The organism is Streptomonospora halophila, from assembly GCF_039542725.1.
Classification (GTDB): Bacteria; Actinomycetota; Actinomycetes; order Streptosporangiales; family Streptosporangiaceae; genus Streptomonospora; species Streptomonospora halophila.
Genome location: NZ_BAABIK010000006.1, coordinates 25,334 through 47,553 on the forward strand (window position 1 = coordinate 25,334; position 22,220 = coordinate 47,553).

The following is a 22,220-nucleotide window of genomic DNA, read 5'->3' on the forward strand; positions in this document are numbered from 1 at the left end:
ACGGTGTTCGACCAGTTCACCAGCAGCCCTTTTGTCGTGGTCGTCACCGCGGCCCGCGAGGAGGCGCGCCAACGCGGCGCCAAACGTATGGGCACCGAGCACCTGCTGCTCGGCCTGCTCCACGAGACCGGATCCGCCTCGGTCCGGGCGCTGGGCGTGGACCTGGAGGCCGCTTACGCGGCCCTGGAGGAACTCGACCGGGAAGCGCTGCACGCCATCGGCGTGGATGTCGGCGACCTCGCCCCGGCCCTGTCGGCGCCCGCGCGCACGGCGCCGCCCTTGACCTCGACCGCCCAGGCCGTGCTTTCCCAGGCTGTCAAGAACGCCAAAGCGAGGACCCGCGATATCGACACCGTCCATCTGCTGCACGTCCTCCTGGATCGGAAACGGCCCGACCCCGCGGCGGAACTGCTGGCGCGACTCGGCGTCGATCGCGGGGTGGTACGCGGGCGCCTGCAGGAGCGCGGGTCCTGATCAAGAAGGAGCTCCGGGGCGGAAGCTCGCACTTGCGGGGACGTTCCGGCTCGGTGGCCCGGGACAGCGGCGTACACGCCGCCGTGAACGGTGTCGCGCCTGTTGTGTTGAATCCACTTCCCAGGCCTTGGCCGCGGACGCGGGGCCCGGGCGCGGGGTCTTCGCCGTCGCGGCCGCCGACCCGCGCAGTGACTGCACCGGGTTCGCCTCGGGGTGGAGGTGTCGGAGTACGGGGCATAGAGGGCGCCGGGGCGACCAAGGTGGTCGTGGGCTTGGTGCGGGGCCCAAGTCGGCGTGCAGCGCGGTCGAGCGCGACGTCGCCGACCATGGGGCGTGCCCCGCCTCCGCACGTGGGTCGACGAACCGCCGCCGGGCGAGTCCCGGGCGGGCCAGGCGGCGGGTGGCGGCGCGCCGGAGCGAGAGCCGCAGTCAGTCATGCGGGGAGGCGGTTCGCGGTGCGCCCGCCCCGCGAACCGCCCCGACGGGCCCCGGACGCCTCAACCGGGATCCGCGACCGCGCGCTGGACCGCGCTACCTCTACTCGGCGGGCTTGGCCGGCTCGGCCGGCTCGGCGTTGACGGGAACCTCGCCGCCCTCGCCCCTGATGATCCGGACGCCGTCTCCGTCCTTGATGATGCGGATCGCCTCGCCCTTAGCGGGCTTCGCGCCTTTTTCGGCCTCCCCGCTCGGCTTGGCGGGCTTGGCGTCGACGCCCGCCGGCACCTCCACGGTCTGCTCCGGCGCGGTGCCGGAGGCAAACGCGGCGGCACCGCCGCCCCCGACAGCGAGGGCCACACCGGCGACGACGGTTGCGATCTTGCGGAAGGAAGACATGGGACATCCCGTTCTGTACGGCTGGACTGCTCCGCGGAGCATCCCGGGGATCGTTCCACCGGGAGCGGCCGCCGTGGCTGGCTGCGACCGCCACGAGCAGTAAGCCAGTCGGGACTTATCGTCCGTGTTTGGCCGATTCCATAACTCGTCCATATGCCGGTTCGTCGATCATGGGCTTGCCGTGGCATTCCGCTTCAGCCTGCACCGGCAACGCTGAGTGGACGCATTCGGAGGAAGTCCGGAGACGACGATAGGAGGACAGCCGCGTGCGGGTGCTGGTGGCGGAGGACGAGGAGTTCCTCGCCGACGCGTTGCGGTCCGGTCTGCGCCGCGAGGGCATGGCGGTCGACATCGCGCTGGACGGTGACACGGCTCTGGAGCACATCGCGGTCAACGACTACGACGTGGTGGTCCTGGACCGCGACCTCCCCGGGGTGCACGGGGACGACGTGTGCCGCCACGTGGTGGCCGACCACCCCGAGTGCCGCATTCTGATGCTGACCGCGGCCGATCGGCTGGCCGACAAGGTCGCCGGGCTGCGGCTCGGGTCGGACGACTACCTGGTCAAACCGTTCGACTTCCCCGAGCTCGTGGCGCGGCTGCACGCGCTGCAGCGGCGCTCCGCACCCGCGCAGCCGCCCGTGCTGACCCGCGGCGACATCCGGTTGGACCCGGCCCGCCGCAGCGCCCAGCGCGGTGGCCTCCCCCTGTCCCTGACCCCCAAGGAGTTCACCGTCCTGGAGCTGCTCATGCGGGCGGACGGGGCGGTCCTCAGCGCCGAGCAGCTGCTGGAGAAGGCCTGGGACGCCAACGCCGACCCGTTCACCAACGCCGTCCGCATCACCGTCTCGACACTGCGGCGCAAGCTCGGCGACCCGCCCGTGCTGCATACGGCCACGGGCGTCGGCTACTACCTGGACACCGCGGCATGAGCGCCTCCGAGGGCCTCCGGCGGGGCCGGCTGACCATCCGGACCCGACTCACCCTGCTCTACGGCGCCATGCTGCTCGCGTTCGGCACCGTGCTCATCGCCATCCTGTACGCACTGATGTGGTTCGTCCCGAGCTACAACCTGGCCGCGGCGACCAGTGTGCAGGTGACCGCCGTCGAGGCGGAACGGGCCAGACCCGTCCAGCCAAGCGGACCCTCCGGGGCGAGCGAGGCCGTCGCGATCACCAGCAAGCAGGACGTCCTCTCGGTCCTGCTGCAGCTCTCCGTCGCCGCCCTGGTGGCGATGACCCTGATCGCGTTCCTGCTCGGCTGGCTCATCGCGGGCCGCATCCTCGCCCCTGTCCACCGGATGACGCGGTCCGCCGACGTCATCGCCGGTCCCACCCTGCACAAGCGGATCCGCCTCAGGGGACCCCGGGACGAGTTCACCGACCTCGCCGACACCATCGACACCATGCTCGACCGCCTGCACGCCAGCTTCCAGGCCCAGGAGCGCTTCGCCGCCAACGCCGCGCACGAACTGCGCACCCCGCTGGCGACCACCCGCACCATGCTCCAGGTCGCCCGCGCCCACCCCGAGGACCACGACGTCGGCGCCCTCACGTCCAAGCTCCTGAAGACCAACGAACGCAGCATCACGACCGTGGAGTCCCTGCTGACGCTGTCCCGTGCTGATCACGGCATCGACGCCGCGCAGCCCGTCGACCTCGCGAAGGCGGCCGCGGACGCCGTGGAGCAGGTCCAGCAGGAAGCGGCGGACCGGCGGATCGACGTGCGCAGCGATCTGCGTCCGGTCGTGGTCGACGGCGATGGGGACCTGCTGCATCACCTGCTGATGAACCTGCTGCACAACGCGGTCCGCCACAACGAGGCGGAGGGCACGGCGCGGCTGGAGGTCTCCGCGCAGGAGGATTCGGCCGTGATCACGATGACCAACAGCGGCGAGATCATCAGCCCCGAACTCGCCGAGCGGCTGTTCGAACCGTTCCACCGAAAGCGATCACGTACGCAGGCCACGGGCCACGGCCTCGGCCTCACCCTCGTCCGCGCCATCGCCCACAGCCACCACGGCACCGTTGGCGGCACCCCCAACCCCGAGGGCGGGCTCACCGTCACCGTCGTGCTGCCCGCCGCCGGGAGCGCGCCGCCGCAGCCTTGAAGCCGGCGCCGGGGCGGAGCAGTGCTCAAGCTGCAGGCCGGTTTTCAGGCGGCGGTGATCCCAAAGTTCGGTTCCAGGAACCGACGAAGCGCGCCGCCTCGCAGTCCTGCTCCTCGAACTCCCGGACGGTCGCTCACCTACCCGAGTGCATGTCCGACAAGGATGGCATTCCCTCCCGCGCCGCAACGTCATCGTGCCCCGCTTGTCGGGAATGCACCCCGCGGGCGCCGGGTAGCCCGACCGCTGGGATCCACGACGCCGTAGGCGAAAGGGTGAGCACCCCGTGCGCAAGTCCATGCTCGCCGGCCTGCCCGCGTTCGCGCTACTCATGACGTCGTGCGGCGCGGCCGCCGACCCCGGATCGCCCGAGGGCGCGGGAACAGCCGAAAGCCCGAGCGGCTCGCCGTCGGTGACCGCCACGCGGACCTCCACCGCGCCCGCCGACGACGCGCCGGACGGCGACGGAAACGGAAACGGGGACTCCGGCGGCGGCGACGGAGGCGGCGGCACCTCCGACGACTGCGACGTGACGGAAAGCTGGACGCTGCGCGCCGACACCGACCCGGGCGGCTCCGGCGCCCCCGTGCGCGACGTGCGCGCGGGCCGCCACGACTGCTTCGACCGCGTCGTCGTCGACGTCCACGGCACCTCCGAGACCGGCTTCGACGCGGAATACGTTCCGGAGGTGCGGGCTCAGGGCTCCGGCAAGGCGATGCCGGTCGCCGGGGAGGCCGCGCTGCGGGTGACCGTCCGCTCTCCCGCGCAAGGCACACCCGGCGGCGGCAGTGGCGAGCCACTCGCCGACGTCGGTGAGCAGCTCGTGCCCGAGAGCGGGCTCGCCGACTGGGGTTCGCTGCGCTCCGTCCGCTACGCCGGCTCCTTCGAGGGGCAGACCACCGTGGCGCTGGGCGCGCGCGAGAAGCTGCCGTTCCGCGTCTTCTCCCGGCTCGACGAGGACCGCGACGTGCGCACGGTGGTCGTCGACATCGCCCACAACGCGGACTGACGACGTCGCCGAGCCCGACGTCGCCGCTGCATCGACGGCTCTCGGACTCGGGGCTTTCGGTCGACTCGTACGAAGGCTGCGGAGACCGAGTCCGCGGTGCGGCGGCACAGGTCGCGGGTGCTGGTCGCCAAGATCGTGGACGACGACCCCCACGGTGCCGGTGGAGGCCGACCTGCTCCGCTCCGCGGCGGCACTGGGCGCCGCCGACGGACTGGTGCGCTTCGAGGCCACCGCGCCGCTGCCCACCGCCGAGGTGCGGGCGGCGCCGCGACGGCGGCCCGGCGGCGTTCGCCAATCTGGCCGCGGACGCGTGCGCGAGGCTCGGGGAGCGCATCCGCGCCGGCGGGACCGACCGTACGATGTTCCTGCATGGTGCGACCCCGCTGGCGCGCTACCCGGCCGAACGCAGGCTGCTGACCGAGCAGGTCGGTCAGGCGCGGGAGAGCGGCGCCTCGCCGCACGGTCTGTGGCTGATCTGCCCGATGCGCAGCCCGCAGGCGCCGGCCGCGCTGGACACGGTGCCCGCGGGGATCGTCACTGACGCGGAGCAGGTGCTGCTGCCGCGGGGGTTCGCCGTCGAGCCGTCGGCGGCGTAGCGGGGCGACGTTCGCCGAGCCTGTCCGTGCGGCCGATTTCGGCAACGGATCCGGCCGCCCAGACGGGTTCGGCGCGCCGTCGGGTCCGCCAGTGGGAGATGCAGTTCCTGCGCCTGCTGGCCGAGGCGGGGCAGTCGCTGCGGGTCGTGTCGGCGGCGATGTGGCGCACCTGGAGGAGCGGGCGCCGCTGCCCGAGGTGGTGGTGCTCGGCGGCCGGGTGCTGTTCCTGGTGCGCTACGAGTCCCAGGGGCGGGCGTGCGGCGCCTGGCGGATCGAGGACCGCGACGCTATCGCCGCGACCGTCGCCGACCTGGCCGCGTTGTTCGACGGGGGGACGCCGCTGCTGGACTACTTCGAGCGCGAGATCGCGCCGCTGCCCGCGCCTGCGGTCGGTTCGTGACGGGCGGGACCGGCGGGGCGGGCAGGGGCAGGCGAGCGGCGGGCCGCGAGCGCGGGCACTCAGGACGCGCGGCGACCGTGCCGCCGTGCGCGTGCTCGCGCCCGTCGTCGTCGCGCTGTTGGCGGTCGTGGTCGTCGGACTGGTGGCCCTCTCTCCGCTGGGGCTGGGGGCCGTGGAGGGGGTCAGCGAGGACGGGAGGGTCTGAGCTTCATCGGGCAGACCTACGGTGCCGCCTCCGCGCTGCTCGCCGGGCTGGCCCTGCTCGGAGTCGTCGCGACGCTGGTGCTGCAGGCGCGCGAGACCCGGATGTCCCGGGAGCCGGCGCTGCGCGACTCCAACAGCGAGTTGCTGCGCATGGCCATGGATGACACGGAGTTCGCGCGGTGCTGGGGCGCGAACCTGCCCATGTCCGGCCGGGTGGAGCAGCGGCGGAGCATGTACACGAACATGATCGTGTCGCAGATGGGCATCTTGTCCGACTATGGGAAGAACTAACGGGAAGCGGTCGATCGGTCTGGCTTGACGAGTTGGCAGACCTCGAACGGGACGCCACAGCGATCATGGAGTCCCAGACGATGATGTTTCCGGCCTTGCTCCAAACTGAGGCCTACGCGAAGGCTGCAGTCTGCACTCTTTCGCCGTGGATGACGCAGCACGAGATCGCTGTGAGCGTCCGAAACCGAATGGAACGTGCCGAACGGTTCGCTGCATCCGAGTCACCGATCCATTGGGCCGTGATCGATCACTCCGTGATCACTCGGAAGATGGGATCGGACGACCTGCATAGAGAGCAACTGACACACGTTGCCGACCTGATCAGCGACGAACGTGTCTCGGTGCAAGTGGTCTGCGGTCGGCACCCGGGGATGGCCGGACCCTTCAAGATCATCTCTCCCCCCGGGGCCTCCGATGTGGTCTATGCCGAATCCGCGCACTCTGGTCAGATCATCGACACCCCCGAGGATGTTCGGAGGTTCCGTCTCGTCTACGGTGCGATCCAAGCAGCAGCGCTCTCGCCGGACGAGTCCGCGCGGTTGATCCTGAAGACGCTGGAAGGATTGGAACATGGGTGAGTTCGGAGCCTGGCACAAGTCCAGCTACAGCGGAGGGGGGCACCAGGACTGTGTGGAGGTCGCGGAGTCATCGGAGCAGGTGAAGGTCCGCGACACGCAGAACCGAGGCGCGGGGTACCTAACCCTCCCGGCCTCTGAATGGTCCGCGTTCCTCGCCGACGTGAAGGGCGGCCTGCTGTAGCGCCGCTGGCACAGGCAAGGGGTCCGGGAGTCGCCGGGCCCCTCGGCGGCAGGCGGCCGCGGAACGGATCCGCCCCCCGCAATGTGGCGTCGTTCCTGCAGCGCATCGGGCGCGCCGACACCAACCGCGACCGCCTGTTCCCGGCGCTGAACGAGACGGGCCGCTGAAGGCGGCCGGGCTGCTACACCTGTGGGGCGGAATCGGGTGGAGCCGGTGGCCCCGGCCCGGAACCGCGGCATATTCGTCGCCCCAGCAACTGCTCGCCCTCTGCCTGCAGCGGGTTGTCCCTCCAGTACTGGATTCCGTCATCCGCTCCGTGCGAGCGCGGGTGTCTTTTCGCGGCCGCTGTGGGGTTACCGCTTCCGGACGGCGTAGGTCAGGTGGGTCACCCTTGGCGAGGGCTCGGTGCGGACGGGCTCCAGGGCCAGGCGGTCCGCGTCCACGCCCTCGAACAGGCGTATTCCGGAGCCGAACAGCACGGGCGCCAGCGCGATCGAGAACTCGTCGACCAGGCCCGCGTTCAGGTACTCCAGGATCGTCGCGCCGCCGCCCGCGATGCGGACGTCGCGGTCGCCGGCGGCCTCGCGGGCCTGATCGAGCGCGGGCCGGATGCCGTCGTTGACGAAGTGGAAGGTGGTGCCGCCCGGCCGCTCCAAGGGGGCACGCTTCTCGTGCGTCACGACGAAGACCGGCGTGTGGAACGGCGCGTCCTCCGGCCACGCCCGCTCGCCGGCGTCGAACATGCGCTTGCCCATGACGCTTGCGCCGGTGCGCTCGAACGTCTCCCGCACGATGTCGTTGTCGCGCCCCTCCTCGCCGCCCTCGCCGAGCTTCAGGTTCTCCCGGAAGAACCGCTGCGGGAAGACCCACTGCTGCAGTTCCATCCACTGCGGCCCCATCAGGTCGTCAAGGGACTCGGGCGCGATAAAACCGTCCACGGACATCGACACGCTGAAGAACACCTTCCCGGCCATCAGCCCTCCTCTCCCTTCTGAGCGATCTCGGTGACGTAGGCGGCCAGATTGCCCAGGGTCTGCCGACCGCCCTCGATGGCGTGGTACTTCTCGACCGCCTCGTCGCGCAGTTCCTTGGTGGGGAACACCGTGCGCATCTCGATCCGGGTCGCCGAACCGTCGGCGTCGAACGTCAGGAGCGACTCGAAGGCGTTCGGATCATCGCGGGACTCACCGTGGAGCAGCGCGATCCGCTCCGGCGGGGCGATCTCGGTCCAGGTGATGAACTCGGTGTAGTCCGTCCCGTCCGGTCCGTGCATCACGAACTCCCACTCCCCGCCGACGCGGAACTCGAACGACTGCGTGGTGGTGGTGAACCCCTCCGGTCCCCACCACCGCGACAGGTGCCGGACCTCGGTGAACGCCTCGAACACCAGCTCCCGTGGGGCGTCGATGACCCGGGCGATGACGATCTCGCGGTCGGCCGACGCGGACCGCGCCGACGCTCCCCTTCCCGTCGCGCTCATCAGCTACTCCTCCTGCCTCGCCTGCTTCAGGTCCTGCACGTATGCGTCCAGCCGGTCGAAGCTCTCGTTCCAGAACCGCTCGAACCCGCCGGTCCACTCGTGGACCGGCCGCAGCCCGCGGGCGTCGAGGCCGTACAGGCGTTGCTTGCCCGCCCTGCGGTCCCGCACCAGCCCGACCTCCCGGAGCACCCGCAGGTGCTTGGACGCGCGCGGCTGGTCCATCCCCAGTTCCTGCGCCAGCTCGGTCACCGGCCGCTCACCCGCCCGCAGCAGCACCAGGATCTCCCGGCGCTGCGGCTCGGCGATCGCGTTGAAGACGTCCGACGTCGTCGCTGCTCGTGCCATGACCGCCATCATATTCCCATATCGGCATGCGTCAACGACTGGCGGCCGGCGGCTCGGACGACCGGCGGCGGCGTGCTACTCGGCGAAGGTCGACGCCCTGACCGCGGCCGGCACGCTCACCGCTCAGCGGTGCGAGCACGTTCGGTCCGGGCCTCGGCGTTCGGAGGCGGTACCGCGCGCGAAGCCTTTCTGCGCCAGGGCATCAGCACGAGGTAGGAGGGCGGGAGCACCCGGGCGGCGACGAGAGCGCGGTAGGCGATCAGCGGGGAGCCGACGAGGGTGGGCAGCAGCCATGCGAGCGCGTGCCCGTCGGAGAACTGCACCGCCACCGGGGTCACATAGGCGATCACGGTCGACATCATCAGCACGAGGTGGATCCGGTACCACTGCGGCACCGGCTTGCGCCAGGCCAGGTACACGCCGATCGCCGCAGCGGCCAGCGTCGCCGTGGCGATGATTCCGAGCCACCACTGCTCGGGCGCGGAAGGCAGGAGCGCGTAGGTGGACAGGGCCACCACGACGACGGTCGCACCGAAGACCCGACCGGCGATCGTGTGCGCACCGCGGCGCTTGCGGACGAGTAGCGCGGTCAAGGACGCGCCCAGGCCGATGATTCCGGCGGAGATGTGCAAGGCGAGCAGGAACGTGTGCATGGAGCCCCCGTGAGGCCGATGACGAGTGGCATGAACATCCCCGCGGACAGTCCACAGTGGAATGTTGCTGCCTCAGATTGGACCTGACACAGTGGACTGTCAAGGGGGTGGGAATGAACGGACGCCGTGCGAGCCAGGACGCCCAGCACGGGCTGAACAACACGGCCGCCTCATTGCTCGGGTTCCTGCATGAGCGCCCGATGACCGGTTGGGACCTGGTGGCCGCGGCCCAGCAGCTCATGGGCGACTTCTGGTCCATCACGCGCAGCCAGGTCTACCGGGAGCTGTCGGCGATGGCGGCGTCCGGGCTCGTCGAGGAGCTGGAGCGGGGCAAGCGCGACCGCCGCCCCTACGCCATCACCGACGCGGGCCGCCAGGCCTTCGCGGCCTGGAGCGCGGTCGTTCCCGCCGAGGAAGCGGTGCGCTTCCCCCTCCTGCTCATGCTGACCCTCGGCCGCCACGTCGCCCGCGAGCACCTGGTTGCGGCGGTCGAGCACCACCGTGCGCTGCACGAGGAGCGCCTCGCCGAATACGAGGACCACGTCCAGGGCACCGGCGACCCCTACGCCGTCGCGACGCTCAACTTCGGGATCCACTACGAACGCGCGGTCCTGGCCTGGTTCGACGACCTGCCGGACGAGATCACGACCGGGGGGACCCCGCGGGAGTGAGGCGACGCGGACCCGTCCCGCGCCCGCGAGAGCCGCGCCGACACGGGGGCAGCGGGCGCGGCCGGCCGAAGCCCTCGTGGGGGCAGGCGATGTCAGAGCCGCATCCGGGGGGCGTTCCGGATGCCCGACGGGACCCGATCGAGCCGCTGACCTCCGTGAAAGCAGGCGAACAGGGCGGAGCGGCCGCCGGGGCCGGGTGACCCTGCGGGAGACGCAGGACCTGGCACCGCGTCGTTGCGAACGGTGCCGCGGGCGTGGACGACGGCGACGGCGGGCGGGCCGCGAACCCGGTGGGGCATGACATCTGTCATGGCCGACCCGTGCACCGCACGGAAAGAACCCGTGATCCGTGACACGCTGTCACGGCGCCGCTCCGCCCTAGGTTCGGGAGTATGGACCACAACGACGGCCGCCGACCCTCGCCTCCGCCCCATCCTCCGCCCCAACCTCCGCTCTCACGGTCGGACGGCGCGGTCGATACGTTCCGCGCGGCCCCGGGTACGGGAGCGGAGCGGACGCCTCCGCCCGCGCCGGCCGATCCTGCCGGTGCGGCCGATCCGACCGGTCCGGCCGATCCGAACCCGCGCGGCCGCGGTCGGCGCCCGGTCCCGCCGGGCGTGGAGTACCACCGCGTGCTCGCCGGCGACAGGCGCCGCACCGGGCGCGGCATCCTCGCGATCGTGCTCCTGGTCGCCGGGATGGCCGTCTTCAGCTACGCCGCCTCCCAGGCCGCCGGCGTCGTCGACGCGCGGATGGGCAGGATCAATCCCGCCCTGGGCGGCACCGACTACACGCCGATCTACCACGGCGCGACCATGTTCTCCCTCGCGCTTCTCATCCCCTGGAGCATGCTCATCCAGCGGTGGCTCTACGGGGTGAAGGGCGCCTCGCTGCACTCCGTGCTATCGCGCTTCCGGTTCGACGTGTTCGGCCGGGCGCTGCTGACCATCGGCCCCGTCTGGCTGATCGCCACGATCACCCTGAACGTCGCGACGCCCTCCGAGCAGACTTACTGGCCCGTCGCCGACCTGGTCGGTGTCTTCGCCACCACCCTCCTGCTGACGCCCCTGCAGGCGGCCGGCGAGGAGTACGGCCTGCGCGGACTCGTCCTCCGGGTCGCCGGGAGCTGGAACCGCGGACCGCGCACGGCCCTGGTCGTCGCCGTCCTCGTCTCAAGCCTGGTTTTCACGGCCATCCACGGCGCGGGCGATCCGTGGATCAACCTCTGGTACTTCACGCTCGCCGTCAGCCTGGCCGTCATCACCTGGCGCAGCGGCGGCATCGAGACCGCGGTCGTCATCCACGCGCTGCTCAACACGCTCACCTTCCTCCTCGTCACCGCCCTGCACATCGACATCGGCACCTCCATCGCCGACCGGTCGGCGGGCGCCGGGTCGGCCGCCCTGCTCGTGCCCAGCGTCACCGTTGCCGCGATCGCGGCGGCGGTGTGGTTGCGCACGCGCACGGCGGGACCGGCCCTGACCCCCGCGGCACCACGGCCCGCCCCGGCCCCGACGGCACAATGAGGGGCATGAGCGATTGGCCGCTGGTCGGCGCACGCAGGTTCGAGACCTACGTGCGCTGGTCGAGCTACGTCGCCGTCTCGATCCCGGCCGGCACCCTCCTGCGGAGCGCGCTCGCGGCCGACCGGCTCACCGGGGCGCCCCGAAGCGTGTGGGTCACGGCGGTCGTGCTGTCCCTCGCCCTGGTCGCCGGCAACGTGCTCGTGACCCGCTGGAGCATCGACACCGTCGTCGGGCGCGCACGGCGGCTCCCCGTCGGCGGGGTCATCGCATGGGCGCTGGTCCTCGCGACCTTCGTCGCCGTGACCTTCGTGCTCCCCCTTCCCGCGATGGGCCTGACGGTCGCGGCGGCGATCGGGGCGGCCCCCGCGAGCCTGGTACCCGTCCTCGATGCACGCCGGACGCTGCTGATCAACGCGGCGGCCGTCGTCCTCGCCGTCCCGCTCGTGGGAGTCGCGAACATCGCGCTCCTGCTGGTCGGGGCGGCCGTGATCAGCGGTGTCCTGTGGATCTGCTGGTCGAGCGCGTGGATGCTCCGGGTGCTGCTGGAGCTGCAGGAGGCGCACGAGACCCGCGCCGCGCTCGCCCTCGCGAACGAACGCCTGCGCATCGCGCGCGACCTGCACGACGTGTTCGGCCGGACCCTGGCGACGATCGCGGTCAAAAGCTCGCTGGCCTCCGAACTCGTCGACCGCGGACGCGCCGAGCGGGCCGGCGAGGAGATCACCGAGGTCCGGCGGCTCGCCGAGGAGGCGGGCACCGAGGTCCGCCGCGTCGTGCGTGGCGAGCTCCGCACCACCTGGGACGACGAGGTCTCGGGTGCGCGGTCGCTGCTGGAGTCCGCCGGCATCCGCTGCACGGTGACCGGCGGCACCGTGCCCGAGCAGTGCGCCGAGGCCCTCGGGTGGGTCGTCCGCGAGGGCGTCACGAACCTGCTGCGCCACGCCGCGGCCACACAGGTCACGCTCGTGACCGCGAACGAGGACGGTGCGGTGCTCCTGACGATCGCGAACGACGGCGCCGGGCCCGCGCGGACCGCCGCGGACGGGCGCGCCGCCGACGCCGGGACGGGACTGCACTCGATGTCCGAGCGGCTCGGCGCACTCGGCGGGCGCCTCACCGCGCGCCGCGACGGCACCTGGTTCCTGCTTGAGGCCGCGATCCCGCTTCCGAAGGAAGACCTCGTATGACCCGCATCCTCGTCGCCGACGACGAACACCTCATCCGCGACGCCATCGCCGGACTGCTCGACCTCGAAGACGGCTTCGAGGTCGTCGGCCGGGCGGCCTCCGGCGACGAGGCGCTGGCGGCCGCCCTGCACACCCGCCCCGACGTCGCCCTGCTCGACCTGCAGCTGCCCGGGCCCGACGGCATCGAGGTGGCCCGCCGGCTCGCGGCAGAGCTGCCGGACTGCCGCTGCGTCATCGTGACCTCGCACGGCCGACCCGGTTACCTGAAGTCGGCACTGGCCGCGGGCGTGCGCGGCTTCCTGCCCAAGACCGTCTCCTCCCGCACGTTCGCCGAGGTCGTGCGCAGCGTCGCGGGCGGCGGCCGCTACGTCGACCCCGCGCTCGCGGCGGAGGCGATCAGCGCGGGCGACTCCCCGCTCAGCCCGCGCGAGTCCGACGTCCTCGCCCTGGCGCGCGACGGCGCGCCGGTCGAAGAGATCGCCCGGCGCGTCTCGCTTTCCCGGGGGACGGTGCGCAACCACCTCGCGGCCGCCATCGCCAAGCTCGACGCCGCCAACCGGCACGAGGCCGCGCGCATCGCCGCCGGGCACGGCTGGATCTGAGCGAAGACGCCCCCGCGTCCGGGGACGCCCGCGGGGCCCGGTCGAAGGGCGCCCGGTACCCGGGTTCCGCGGCGGGGGTCGCGCTGGACGGCACCGGCCCGTGCGGAGCGGCCGGCGGTGCGGCCTACGAGCCGACAACCGCCGAAGACCCGTCCGGGACAGGCAGCCCTGTGTCCCACCGGGCCCGCAACCGGTCGCCCCGGCCGTGCACGCGAACAGGCCTCGCGCAGAGCACGTGACCGCAGAAGGACCCAACCGCCAAGTCGGCCCCGATGCCGGCGAAGCGATTCCCGTAACGATATGGAGCCCGACATGTTCAAGGAGTGGCGGCGACGACGGGCCGCGCAGCGGGTCAAGCCCGGGAACGGACGCCCCCTGAAGCCGTTCCGCTGGTGGCAGCCGATGTCCCGTGCGTTGTTCTACCTTCCGCTGCGAAGCGGCGACGGAGGCCGGGTGGTCTATGCCGTCGACGTCAATCACGTGCAGCGGCTGTTCACCGAGGACGGCAAGGGCAAGGCCCATCTGTATCTCGACGGCAGGCATCACGCCGAGTCCAGGCTCCCCGCCGCCTTCCCCGTGCAGGGCGGCACGATCGAAGTGGCGCCGACGGCCTTCGGCCTCAAGCGCTGCCACTACATCACCGCCGCGGGGGCCGAGCACCAGCTCGTCCCGGACCAGCGCTCCGGCGAGGGGCGCCGCGCGCGCCTGGAGCGCGAGCGCCCCGTGCTGAGCCGCTGGATCGGGTTCTGCTCGCTGGTCCTGCTCGCCATCCCGCTGGCTCTCCTCATCCCGCAGCTCGCCGAGGTGGTCTTCCGGCTGCCCCCGGTCACCCAGCGCTTCGGGACCTTCACCTCGCCCGTCAGCCTGCCGGTGTGGCTCAACGTCACGCTCGCGCTCGGCGCCGCGGCGGCCAGCGTGGAGCGCGCACTGCGCCTGCGCTACAACTGGTTCCTGGACTCCGCGGCGCAGGGATGACGGCGGCTCACGGCTCGACCGGCCAGCGGGGCCGCGTGCGCTCTCACCGGGTGTGCAGGGGGCCGCCGAGGGCCGGTCGCCCGCGCTCATCACCGGGGCCCGGCGGCGGACGGACCGGGCCCTCAGGTGTCGTCGGCCGGCGGGGGCTCGGCGAAGGCGCCGGCCGATGCGGCGAGTGCGGCGGTGTCGGCCGCCTGGGCGGGCAGGGCCGGATCGGTCGGCGTGCGCAGAAGCACCAGCTGGTGGTACAGGGGCGCGGTTGCGGTGATGAGCAGCCGCCGGGCGTCGGTGCGCGGCGGGAGTTCGCCGCGCCGGACGGCCCGGTCGACGATGCTCTCGCAGTGGGCGTAGCGGTCCTCCCAGAGCCGCCGCTGGGCGCGCTCGGCCTTCTCGGAGCGGAACGAGGCGGCGATCAGGGCCGCCACGATCGGCGGGTGTGCGGTCAGCGAGTCCTGGATCTCCTGGTTCAGCGCCGCCAGGTCTGCTCTCAGGGAACCGGTGTCCGGGGGCCGCCAGGCGTCGTCGCCCGCCGCTTCCAGAACGTCGGCGAGCAGACCGCCGACGTCCTCCCAGCGCCGGTACACCGTCGCGCGGTGCACGCCGGCGCGGGCGGCGACGGCCTCCATGGTGAGCCCGTCGTAACCGTGCTCGCCGAGCTCGGCGCGGACCGCGTCGAGCACCTGGGTGCGGATACGGGCGGTACGGCCGCCGGGGCGGCGCCGGGGCGGTGGCACGGGCCGGGCTCCCTCCGGACGTGGTGCGGGGATCGTCGCCGGTGGTGCGGTTGTCCAGCGGGACCGCGCCAGGGAAGGATATTAAAGTATCATCTGTCGCACTAGTGGCCTGCCCAGGTCGCCGTTCGCCGCCACGCCCGCGAACACGCCCGCGCAAAAAGGAAGCGATCCGCGATGCCCCCTGTTCCCGCCGACCCGACCGCGGTGCACCCGATGCCCGGGCAGCCGCGGGTGGTGCTGCTCAAGCCGCTCGTGGAGTCACCGCTGATCGAGATCGGAGAGTTCTCCTACTACGACGATCCGGACGATCCGACCGCCTTCGAGACCCGCAACGTGCTGTACCACTACGGGCCGGAGAAGCTGGTCATCGGGAGGTTCTGCGCACTGGGCGCGGGCGTGCGGTTCATCATGAACGGCGCCAACCACCGCATGGACGGGCCCTCGGCGTTCCCGTTCCCGATCATGGGCGGTTCCTGGGCCGAGCACGTCGACCTCATCACCGGCCTGCCCGGGCGGGGCGACACCGTGGTCGGCAACGACGTCTGGATCGGCTACCGGGCCATGGTGATGCCCGGCGTCCGCATCGGTCATGGAGCGATCGTCGCCTCCGGCTCCGTCGTCGTCGACGACGTCCCCGACTACGGCATCGTCGGCGGCAACCCGGCCAGGCTCGTCCGCCGCCGCTACAGCGACGCCGACATCGACCGCCTCCTGGCTCTGGCCTGGTGGGACTGGCCGCTCCAGCACACCACCGAGCACATCCGCACGATCATGTCCGGCAGCGTCGACGACCTGGAGAGCGCGGCGCCCGCGCGGACGTGACGGCCGCCCCGGGACCCGCCGCCCAGCGGGACAGCGGGGCGCTTGGCGGCCCCGGAGCCCGGGAGAACACGACGACCGCCCGCTGCGTCACGACCGGACGGCGGCCGCGACGATGTCCTCGACCTGGCCGACGATGGTCGCGCGGTTCTCCTCGAACTCGGGGTCGGTCACGCGGTCGCCGGGGCCGAAGTGCAGGACCGGGGTGTGAACGTGGCCGGCCGGGATGTCCAGGCCGGTGGCGTCGCGCAGCAGGGTGTTGCGGTAGGCGATCTCGTTGGAGAGGTAGCTGCCTCCGCCGCCGGCCCGCGCCCGGGATCCGGGGGTGGGGCCGTCCGGGCGCGCCACGGGTTCGGTCTCGCCCGCGGGGATCTCGGTCACCCGGGTGTTGTCGTACACGGGAAACGGCTCCCCGGTGGTCTCCTCGACGATCGCGGGGCGGTCGAGGGAGGAGTCCGACCACTGCGGCTGCGGCCTGACGGTGGGGACGCCGTCGGGGATGGGGATCATCCCCTCCTCGCCGACCCGCTCGTTGTCGGCGGAGCCGCCGCGCCAGGCGCCGTTGTGGGCCTCCAGGTCGAACCGGCCCTCCCGGCCCTGGCTGACGGTGATGACCGCCTCCGCCGGCCGGTCGCCGGTGTAGTGCGGCAGGAGTGCCTGCTCGACCATGCCGTCGGCGAAGTCGCGCCAGCGCACCGGGAAGAGCATGGCCTCGACTACCGCGGCGCCGTCGCCGGTTCCGACCACCGTCCCGTCCAGGGCGAGGGCCGCGGCGCCGGAGGGGTTGGCCTGGCGGATGTCGTTGTCGAGCTGGAACGGGTCGAACCCGGTCACGACGATGCGGGGCGTCTCGGACCGCCCGCGGCCCGTGGGCGGGTCCGTGTCGTCGTGGCCCCGGGAGCGGCGCTCCAGCTCGGCCACGAGCTCGGCGCGGTCGGCGTCGCCGAGGTCGAAGTCCGGTTCCCAGCGGTTGAGGGCCGAGGTCATGCCCAGGCGCGCCCAGTAGAGCGGACGGTCGTCCCCGGCGCTCAGGTCCTTCTTGACGTGCCCGGTCTCCTGGACCCGCTCCACCGCCTTCCGCCAGAGCGCATCCCCGTGGCGCTCGACGACCTTGCGCGCGTGGTGCGCGTCGGGGGCCGCGCAGAGCTTCTCGGCGAAGCGGTCCACGTCGCGGGCGAACCCGGACCTGCGCAGGATCTCTTGGGGGACGTCCCGGGCGAGTCGCGCCTCCTCGACGGTGGCGCCGTCCGCGCCGAGGCAGCCGGTCGTCCGCTCGGCCTGCGCCGGAGCTCCCAGGGCGATGGCGGGGGCGATGATGAGCGCCGACGCGGCAACGCGAGGGGCGATCTGCTGGAAACGCAACTTCGCTCCATACATCCGATTTGTTCAGCAAAAGAACAAGCGGAAGGTAACAGAATCCCCATCATCCCACCAGCCCGGTTTCGCGGTTCGCGATTCGCCCCGCGACACGCCGCGAGACGAGTCCGCAGGACTGCACCGGCGACCACCGATTCCGCGCAGGACGCCGATCGCTCTCCTCCGCGCCCTGGGAATGATCCCTGCTACCTCAAGGGGGATGAACCGGAGCAGAACCGAAGGCGGAACACGGTCCCTTCGCGGTGGCCGCCCGGGTCGGCGGAGGGTGCTCGGTCGCGGCGGCGACGGCCGCCGCCCCTGCTTCGGCGGTCGCCGCAGCACGGCCAGTCAAGTCTTCGCACGAAATGCGCAACCCGGTTTAAGTCGGCGACCAGGGGTTCTACTCTTCAAGCGCCGGGCCGACACACCTGGCGGCGGGGCGAATGGGGGAGGCCCCGCCGCGGCCGAGGACCGCGCGGCCCCCGGTCGGGCCCGGCCGGCGAAGGGAGGCCGCCATGGCCCGGTTACACAGCACGTCGGTGTCGCGCTCGGAGGTGGACCGCCTCCGGGAGGGGTTCGCGGGTGAGGTGATGGAGACCGCGGACCCGTCCTACGAGGAGTCGCGCGCCGTGTTCAACGCGATGGTCGAGGACCGGCCCACCGTCATCGCCCAGTGCCGCACGGTCGAGGACGTCGCCCGCGCGGTCGGGTTCGCGCGGGAGCGCGGACTGGAGGTCTCGATACGCGGCGGGGGCCACAGCGTCGCCGGTATGGCGCTGACCAACGGGGGCCTGGTCGTCGATCTGCGCCGGATGAACGCGGTGCGTGTCGACCCCGACGCGATGACCGCGGACGTGGGGGGCGGCGCCACGATGAGCCATCTCGACCGCGCGACAGAGCCCTTCGGCCTGGCGACCACCGGCGGCCGGGTCTCCACGACGGGTGTCGGCGGGTTCGTGCTGGGCGGCGGAACGGGGTGGCTGGACCGCAAGTTCGGGCTCGCCTGCGACAACCTCCTCGGCGCCGACGTGGTCACGGCCGACGGTACGCAGGTGCGGGCGTCGGCGGAGGAGAACCCCGAGCTGTTCTGGGCGCTGCACGGAGGCGGCGGCAACTTCGGGGTGGTCACCTCGCTCACCCTGCGGCTGCACCCGCTTCCCTCGGTGACCGCGGCCCTGCTGTTGTGGGGCAGCGACGCCGGGCCGGAGGTGGTCCGCGCGTACCGGGACTTCATGGAGCAGGCACCGGACGAGGTAGGCGGGGGCGTCCTGTACCTCACCGGCCCTCCGGAGGACTTCGTGCCCGAGCACCTGGTGGGCGAACTGGCGTGCGGCGTTCTGGTCACCTACGCGGGCGAGGAGCGGGAGGGCCGCGAAGCCGTCCGGCCGATGCTGGAACTCGGCCACGAGGGCGAGATGATCGCCCAAATGCCCTACGCAGAGCTGCAGTGCATGCTCGACGACCCGCCGGGCCTGCGCAACTACTGGTCGGCGGAGTACCTCGGCACGGTGCCGGACGAGGCCGTCGACCTCTTCTGCGCCGGCGCCGCCCGGATGATCGTGCCCTCGGCGTCGCAGCACGTCCTGTTCCCGCAAGGGGGCCAGGTCTCCAGGCCGGACACCGACTACCCGGTTCCGTGGCGCAGGGCGCCCTGGTGCGTGCATCCGTTCGGGCTGTGGGAGGACCCGGCCGACGACGAGCGCGGCAGGCAATGGGCGCGCGACCTCCGCTCGGACATGCTTCCGTGGTCGATCGGGGCCGTGTACCTGAACTTCATCGGCAACGAGGGAAGCGAACGGATCGTCGCGGGGCTCGGCGCCGACAACTATCGCCGCCTGGCGGAGGTCAAGCGACGCTACGACCCGGACAACATCTTCCACCGCAACCACAACATCAAGCCGGCCTGAGGCGACCGGCCGCCGGTCCTGCGGGCGGGACCGCGTGCCGCCCGCTTCGCCGGACACGGTGCGCCTGTGCGGAAGATGACCGTGCTAGCAGGCAGGGAGGGAGCAGGAAGGGGCCCTTGCTCACGCCCTGGCGCCGGGCGTTCTGCGGGCCTCTCATCCGACGGCCGCGGCGCCGGTGCGCTCGGCGGGACGCCGACGCCCCGATGCGCGGTCAGCCGTCTCGCGTACGGTCCAGCAGTTCCACCTCCTCGTAGGCGTCCGAAAGCGAACGCGCCACCACCGGGGACGCGGCGCGCAGCACGCCGGCTTCGACCGACTCACGGGTGCGCGGGTGGCAGATCCAGGAGACGACGTGCTCGTCCCGGCACGCCGGGGCGCTCGCCGCGACCGATCGGATCAGGTCCGCGAGCTGGTGCAAGGCGGGCTCCGCCGGGTTCTCCCACCAGGCCGACAGGAATGGGCGCGGATCGGCGAACAGCTCCTGCAGGGACGGGAGGAGATCGGCGACGCTGCGCTCGCCGGGAGGGTGAGTCAGGGTGTGGTGCCACAGGGCCTGGCAGAAGTCACCGACACAGCGCTGCTCCTCGGCGGGCCAGGTCGTCCACTGCGCAGCGCGCAACTTCGGAACCGCGATCTCAAGGTCCCAGACGCCGTCCGCGACCAGTTCGAGTACGCGCGGTAGGAAGTGTCGGAGGTCGTTCACCCCGCCCCAGGTGGTCAGCGCCTTGGCGGCGAACGGCCACAGCGCACGCGCGCTCAGGCGTCGTAGCGGTGCGCTCCGCAGGGCGGCCTCGGCCTCCGGGAGCACGCAGTGCGGGCAGCCGTCGATTTCCGGCGCGAGCGGGTACCGGCCGAACACCTCGTACAGCTCGTCCACGCACCGGTGAAGCCGCTCGCTCATGGCACCGAGTATGACCGAAGAAGGTTGCGGGGGTGGAGGCCGGGCGTGAACGGGTCGGGCCGACCGGCAGGGTCGGCGGGAGCCTTTCACGTAGAGTCTGACATGGACGTCAGAGGCACGGGTGAGCCCGCTGTGTGGACCACGGAGTCGGGCGGGCGGGAACGGAGGCGGCGATGAGAATCGGCGAACTGGCGAGGCGGACGGGTGCCAGCGTCCGCTCGCTGCGGTACTACGAGGAGCAGGCGCTGCTCAGCAGTGGCCGCAGCTCCAGCGGCCAGCGGCTGTATGCCGAGTCCGCCGTGGACCGCGTCCTGCTGGTTCGGCGGCTGTTCACCGCCGGCCTCTCCAGCCGGACCATCGCCGAACTGCTTCCCTGCGTCGACATGCCGAGCCGCGAGACCGCCGACGAGGCGTGGAAGCGCCTCGTCGAGGAGCGCGAGCGCCTTGACGCCCATATCGCCGACCTGGTGCGCACCCGCGACTCACTCGACGAGGTGATCCAGGCGAACCGGGAGCACCTCGCCGCCCTCGCGCCCGCTGAGCAGCCCGCATAGCGCCCGGAACGGCGCGCCGCCGAACGACACGGGAAGGCCGGCGGGGAGCGGCCGGGCACCGGGCCTTCTCGCGGACACGGCGTGCGCCACGTCGTCGTGCTGGACCCGGACGGCAACAGCCTGTCGCTCGCCGAGGCACCCGACCAGGGGGCCACATGAACCGGAACCGGCCGCGCACCGCCCCCGCTCGCGCACGGCGGGGCGGGGGCGGCGGTAGCCGGTCCGGCGCCTCAGCCGCGGGGACCGGCGGGCAGGCTCGGCGATGAGCAGTGGTGCCGCTCGGCGGAGGCTTCGGCGAAGCGCCGCAGGTCCGCGTACTCGCTGCGGGTGGGAGGCGCGGAGTCGAAGCTGCGGTCACTGTCCTTGACGGGCCGGAGCGCGTACACCGCGGTACCCAGGGCGCCTCGGCACTTTGCGGAGCCCCAGGCCGTGAAGCCGGTGACGCCGGAGGCCCGCTCCCACGCCCCGAACCTCCCCTCGCCTTCGCCGCGCACGAACGGTCCGTAGTACGACCGCAGCAGCAGCGCGTCCGTGAGCAGGCAGGACTCGACCGGCGCCGTCCGCGCCGCCGTCTCCTGCATCCTCGGGTGCGAGGTCATGCCCTGGCAGGTCCCGTCGGCGCGCTCGGTGTCCGCAGGGGAGGGGGTGCCGGCCGTGGAGTCGACCTCGGTGATCCTGCCTCCCGGCTCGCCGCCGCAACCGGTGCGCTGTGCCGCCCGCTCGGCGGCGCCGGTGGCGACGCGGGCGACCTGCGCCCGGACGGAGGCGTCGCTGCTGTCGGTGTCGTAGCGCTCGACGTTCACCAGGATTCCGGCTCCCTCCCGGCGGTCCCACTCCGGGCAGTCGAGCAGGACCGAGACGCCGATCTCCTCCTCGTCCTCGGGGACCAGGAAGCCGGACCATCCGGCGGGCAGCGGGATCGGCAGGGGTGCGTCGTTCCGGTGAAAGGTGTAGGTGTCGAACGCCGAGCGGCTGCCGCCCACCGTCTCGATCCGCACGTTGAGCGTGTTGGCCCGGCAGGTCGTCGGAATGGCACCCGGCTCCCGGACGCTCTCCGACACGTCGTAGGTGTCGCTGGTGAGTTCCAGGTCGCGACCGCCGAACCCGCTGGCGGTCGCGCCCGTCAGCGCGAGCACCTCGTCCACCGGCAGCATCCCGCCGCACGCCTCGGCGAGCCGGTCACCGGGCGATCGCTCCTTGACCCAGACGTAGCCGCCGTATCCGCCCGCGAGCAGCGCCCCCGCGGTCGCGGCCGCCACGGCACGCCTCCCCCACACGTTGAAATCGCTCCAGCCCACGTCGCTCCACCCTCGTCGGTCCCTGTCACCAGCAAACCGAATCACCGTAGTAGGACATGTCGTCCTGCGTAAGGCCCTGCTGCGGGAGGTGCCGACGGCCCGGCGGATGCCGGGCGGCCGGTACCCGTGCGCCGTCCCCGGCGACCTGTGCGCGCCGTGGCCCGACAGCGAAGCGGCCGCCGACCTTGGTCGGAAGGCTTTCTGAGCCGGCGGTCGCGGATGGTGTCCACGGAGCCGTAAGAGGCGACTCGCGCCTATCGTCCTTTCTGCGACATTCTGTCGCATTTGACAGCCCACCTGTTATATAAGATAACGTTTTTATAACAGCCAATGGTTTTGATGGGTCGTCTCCGCGAACTTGCGCAGGCACAGCTCGGCGTTTCCCACCCCCGAAGGCCGGCCGTGCAACGTAGGGACGAACGCGCTCCGACGAACCGGCGGGACACCCCCGTCCAGCGGCCGTCGCACCCCTCGGCACCCCGGCTGTCGAATCGCATACCCCAAGGCCGGCGGCGCGGGGGCGAAACGGCCCTAGCCC

The 22,220-nt window shown here is 72.2% G+C and carries 26 protein-coding genes; 17 read left to right on the forward strand and 9 right to left on the reverse strand.

What is annotated here, in order from left to right:
- Window positions 1-3: 3 nt before the first annotated feature.
- Window positions 4-474, forward strand: coding sequence for a Clp protease N-terminal domain-containing protein (locus ABEA15_RS06900; RefSeq protein ID WP_345555924.1), 471 nt, complete (start codon window positions 4-6; stop codon window positions 472-474).
- 537 nt (window positions 475-1,011) lie between these two features.
- Here ABEA15_RS06900 and ABEA15_RS06905 read toward each other — a convergent pair.
- Entirely contained in the window at window positions 1,012-1,308 is a 297-nt protein-coding gene (locus ABEA15_RS06905; protein WP_345555925.1) for a hypothetical protein, read from the reverse strand.
- Between the two features lie 266 nt (window positions 1,309-1,574).
- Here ABEA15_RS06905 and ABEA15_RS06910 point away from each other — a divergent pair, with 266 nt between their 5' ends.
- The 8 genes from ABEA15_RS06910 (at window position 1,575) to ABEA15_RS06945 (ending at window position 6,674) form a co-directional block, all read left to right on the forward strand.
- Complete coding sequence (locus ABEA15_RS06910) at window positions 1,575-2,240, forward strand: response regulator transcription factor (protein ID WP_345555926.1); 666 nt, start codon at window positions 1,575-1,577, stop codon at window positions 2,238-2,240.
- Window positions 2,237-3,418, forward strand: coding sequence for a sensor histidine kinase (locus ABEA15_RS06915; RefSeq protein WP_345555927.1), 1,182 nt, complete (start codon window positions 2,237-2,239; stop codon window positions 3,416-3,418). Before ABEA15_RS06910 ends, ABEA15_RS06915 begins: the two co-directional genes overlap by 4 nt.
- Window positions 3,419-3,701: 283 nt before the next feature.
- Window positions 3,702-4,424, forward strand: coding sequence for an AMIN-like domain-containing (lipo)protein (locus ABEA15_RS06920; RefSeq protein WP_345555928.1), 723 nt, complete (start codon window positions 3,702-3,704; stop codon window positions 4,422-4,424).
- Window positions 4,425-4,783: 359 nt separating this feature from the next.
- Window positions 4,784-5,020, forward strand: a complete 237-nt coding sequence (locus ABEA15_RS06925) for a hypothetical protein (RefSeq protein WP_345555929.1) — start codon at window positions 4,784-4,786, stop codon at window positions 5,018-5,020.
- Between the two features lie 160 nt (window positions 5,021-5,180).
- Window positions 5,181-5,420: a DUF6879 family protein gene (locus tag ABEA15_RS06930; RefSeq protein ID WP_345555930.1), complete on the forward strand. Its 240-nt coding sequence runs from the start codon at window positions 5,181-5,183 to the stop codon at window positions 5,418-5,420.
- Between the two features lie 258 nt (window positions 5,421-5,678).
- Window positions 5,679-5,915 carry a DUF6082 family protein gene (locus tag ABEA15_RS06935; RefSeq protein WP_345556090.1) on the forward strand — a complete coding sequence of 79 codons (237 nt, stop codon included), beginning with the start codon at window positions 5,679-5,681 and terminating at the stop codon, window positions 5,913-5,915.
- Between the two features lie 32 nt (window positions 5,916-5,947).
- Window positions 5,948-6,493: a DUF5753 domain-containing protein gene (locus ABEA15_RS06940; RefSeq protein ID WP_345555931.1), complete on the forward strand. Its 546-nt coding sequence runs from the start codon at window positions 5,948-5,950 to the stop codon at window positions 6,491-6,493.
- Window positions 6,486-6,674, forward strand: coding sequence for a DUF397 domain-containing protein (locus tag ABEA15_RS06945; RefSeq protein WP_345555932.1), 189 nt, complete (start codon window positions 6,486-6,488; stop codon window positions 6,672-6,674). The genes ABEA15_RS06940 and ABEA15_RS06945 overlap by 8 nt, the downstream gene beginning before the upstream one ends.
- A 353-nt stretch (window positions 6,675-7,027) precedes the next feature.
- Here ABEA15_RS06945 and ABEA15_RS06950 read toward each other — a convergent pair whose 3' ends face one another.
- The 4 genes from ABEA15_RS06950 to ABEA15_RS06965 all read right to left on the reverse strand — a co-directional run bounded on the left by ABEA15_RS06950 (window position 7,028) and on the right by ABEA15_RS06965 (window position 9,152).
- Window positions 7,028-7,648, reverse strand: coding sequence for a dihydrofolate reductase family protein (locus tag ABEA15_RS06950; protein WP_345555933.1), 621 nt, complete (start codon window positions 7,646-7,648; stop codon window positions 7,028-7,030).
- Window positions 7,648-8,154, reverse strand: a complete 507-nt coding sequence (locus ABEA15_RS06955; RefSeq protein ID WP_345555934.1) for an SRPBCC family protein — start codon at window positions 8,152-8,154, stop codon at window positions 7,648-7,650. Before ABEA15_RS06955 ends, ABEA15_RS06950 begins: the two co-directional genes overlap by 1 nt.
- Window positions 8,155-8,157: 3 nt before the next feature.
- Window positions 8,158-8,499, reverse strand: a complete 342-nt coding sequence (locus ABEA15_RS06960; protein WP_344141169.1) for an ArsR/SmtB family transcription factor — start codon at window positions 8,497-8,499, stop codon at window positions 8,158-8,160.
- A gap of 116 nt (window positions 8,500-8,615) precedes the next feature.
- Window positions 8,616-9,152, reverse strand: coding sequence for a hypothetical protein (locus ABEA15_RS06965; RefSeq protein ID WP_345555935.1), 537 nt, complete (start codon window positions 9,150-9,152; stop codon window positions 8,616-8,618).
- A 113-nt stretch (window positions 9,153-9,265) separates the two neighbouring features.
- Between ABEA15_RS06965 and ABEA15_RS06970 the strand changes: the two genes are divergently transcribed.
- From ABEA15_RS06970 to ABEA15_RS06990, 5 genes are all read left to right on the forward strand, one after another.
- Window positions 9,266-9,823, forward strand: a complete 558-nt coding sequence (locus tag ABEA15_RS06970; RefSeq protein WP_344141171.1) for a PadR family transcriptional regulator — start codon at window positions 9,266-9,268, stop codon at window positions 9,821-9,823.
- Window positions 9,824-10,440: 617 nt separating this feature from the next.
- Window positions 10,441-11,349: a CPBP family glutamic-type intramembrane protease gene (locus ABEA15_RS06975; RefSeq protein WP_345555936.1), complete on the forward strand. Its 909-nt coding sequence runs from the start codon at window positions 10,441-10,443 to the stop codon at window positions 11,347-11,349.
- A 5-nt stretch (window positions 11,350-11,354) separates the two neighbouring features.
- Window positions 11,355-12,536, forward strand: coding sequence for a sensor histidine kinase (locus ABEA15_RS06980; protein WP_345555937.1), 1,182 nt, complete (start codon window positions 11,355-11,357; stop codon window positions 12,534-12,536).
- Window positions 12,533-13,138: a response regulator transcription factor gene (locus tag ABEA15_RS06985; RefSeq protein WP_344141175.1), complete on the forward strand. Its 606-nt coding sequence runs from the start codon at window positions 12,533-12,535 to the stop codon at window positions 13,136-13,138. Before ABEA15_RS06980 ends, ABEA15_RS06985 begins: the two co-directional genes overlap by 4 nt.
- A gap of 312 nt (window positions 13,139-13,450) precedes the next feature.
- The gene (locus ABEA15_RS06990) at window positions 13,451-14,113 is read left to right on the forward strand and encodes a hypothetical protein (protein WP_345556091.1); all 663 of its coding nucleotides are present in this window, start codon (window positions 13,451-13,453) and stop codon (window positions 14,111-14,113) included.
- A gap of 122 nt (window positions 14,114-14,235) precedes the next feature.
- On the opposite strand, the gene ABEA15_RS06995 is transcribed toward ABEA15_RS06990, so the two are convergent.
- Window positions 14,236-14,847 carry a TetR/AcrR family transcriptional regulator gene (locus ABEA15_RS06995; protein ID WP_345555938.1) on the reverse strand — a complete coding sequence of 204 codons (612 nt, stop codon included), beginning with the start codon at window positions 14,845-14,847 and terminating at the stop codon, window positions 14,236-14,238.
- Window positions 14,848-15,021: 174 nt separating this feature from the next.
- Here ABEA15_RS06995 and ABEA15_RS07000 point away from each other — a divergent pair, with 174 nt between their 5' ends.
- Window positions 15,022-15,669: a CatB-related O-acetyltransferase gene (locus ABEA15_RS07000; RefSeq protein WP_345555939.1), complete on the forward strand. Its 648-nt coding sequence runs from the start codon at window positions 15,022-15,024 to the stop codon at window positions 15,667-15,669.
- 87 nt (window positions 15,670-15,756) lie between these two features.
- On the opposite strand, the gene ABEA15_RS07005 is transcribed toward ABEA15_RS07000, so the two are convergent.
- Window positions 15,757-17,043 (reverse strand): pyroglutamyl peptidase, encoded by a 1,287-nt coding sequence (locus ABEA15_RS07005; RefSeq protein ID WP_425579365.1) that lies wholly within the window; start codon window positions 17,041-17,043, stop codon window positions 15,757-15,759.
- Window positions 17,044-17,537: 494 nt separating this feature from the next.
- On the opposite strand from ABEA15_RS07005, the gene ABEA15_RS07010 reads away from it, so the two are divergent.
- Window positions 17,538-18,929, forward strand: coding sequence for an FAD-binding oxidoreductase (locus tag ABEA15_RS07010; protein ID WP_345555941.1), 1,392 nt, complete (start codon window positions 17,538-17,540; stop codon window positions 18,927-18,929).
- A 211-nt stretch (window positions 18,930-19,140) separates the two neighbouring features.
- Here the strand turns inward: ABEA15_RS07010 and ABEA15_RS07015 are convergent, their stop codons facing one another.
- Window positions 19,141-19,830, reverse strand: a complete 690-nt coding sequence (locus ABEA15_RS07015) for a hypothetical protein (RefSeq protein ID WP_345555942.1) — start codon at window positions 19,828-19,830, stop codon at window positions 19,141-19,143.
- 173 nt (window positions 19,831-20,003) lie between these two features.
- Here ABEA15_RS07015 and ABEA15_RS07020 point away from each other — a divergent pair, with 173 nt between their 5' ends.
- Window positions 20,004-20,384, forward strand: a complete 381-nt coding sequence (locus ABEA15_RS07020; RefSeq protein ID WP_344141183.1) for a MerR family transcriptional regulator — start codon at window positions 20,004-20,006, stop codon at window positions 20,382-20,384.
- Between the two features lie 230 nt (window positions 20,385-20,614).
- Here ABEA15_RS07020 and ABEA15_RS07025 read toward each other — a convergent pair whose 3' ends face one another.
- Window positions 20,615-21,682 (reverse strand): hypothetical protein, encoded by a 1,068-nt coding sequence (locus ABEA15_RS07025; RefSeq protein WP_345555943.1) that lies wholly within the window; start codon window positions 21,680-21,682, stop codon window positions 20,615-20,617.
- Window positions 21,683-22,220 lie beyond the last annotated feature (538 nt).